Source organism: Streptomyces sp. NPDC127092, assembly GCF_042722475.1.
Lineage (GTDB): Bacteria > Actinomycetota > Actinomycetes > Streptomycetales > Streptomycetaceae > Streptomyces.
The window spans coordinates 2,619-3,481 of sequence record NZ_JBHXFE010000102.1; the positions used below are offsets into that span (position 1 = coordinate 2,619).

The following is an 863-nucleotide window of genomic DNA, read 5'->3' on the forward strand; positions in this document are numbered from 1 at the left end:
GATATCGATGACATCGACCGTCAACTCCTGGCCCATCTGGAACAAAACGGGCGGTTGAGTTGGAAAGAGCTCTCTGAGCGAGTGGATAGATCACCCTCGGTGGTGCGTAACCGGGCCCATCGCATACTGGAGGCTGGCATCGCTCAAATCTTCGTGGTTCAACAGCGTGGATACAGCGGAGGAATCGTCACCGCCGGTGTCGGGCTGAGTTTGCGAGGGGACACCCTGGACACATTGCACCGCATTGCTGAGTCCACGGACGTGGAGTTCGCCGCGGCCACCGTGGGCCGCTTCGACGCCCTCGTCACCGTGCGCGGGTCCACGCCGCGGGACATCGACCGAGCCCTGGACTCGATCAGGGAACTCAGGGGCGTTGCGGAACTCCACTCCTGGTTTCACCTGCGCTCCGTCAAGGAGGACTACGCACGGCGGACCTATTTCACCTCCGGCGTCAATGCGGAATCTCACCCTCCGCTGCCGAGCGGGAAACCAGCCGCGGCGAATCACCCAACCCGTTGAAAGGATCACGCATGAAGGCATCACCCATTGCCGTGTACACCGATTACGACGAACTCGATATCACCCCCGGACGTCAACTGCTGGAAAGCCATGGCTGGACCGTGCGCGTGCTGGGGACCAGAGACAGCCGAGAGATACTCGAGGGCGCTCAGGACGCCGACGCCCTGATGGTCGGTTACGCACGCATCGACGCAGATCTCATCCGCGCGCTGCCCAGGCTCAAGATCATCGCCTTGCTGTCGATGGGCGTAGACAACGTCGATGTCGACGCCGCCACTGACTCGCGAGTCTGGGTGGCCAACGTCCCCGGTGTCGCCACTCGAGAGGTAGCGGCCCACGCCTTG

At 62.6% G+C, this 863-nt stretch carries 1 protein-coding gene and 1 pseudogene; both read left to right on the forward strand.

Features of this window, described 5'->3' with window-relative positions:
* A partial coding sequence (locus tag ACFWJO_RS37390; RefSeq protein ID WP_386872577.1) for an Lrp/AsnC family transcriptional regulator occupies positions 1 to 519 on the forward strand: 519 nt, incomplete at its 5' end.
* An 11-nt stretch (positions 520 to 530) separates the two neighbouring features.
* A pseudogene (locus ACFWJO_RS37395) lies at positions 531 to 863 on the forward strand (C-terminal binding protein); the annotation flags it as partial.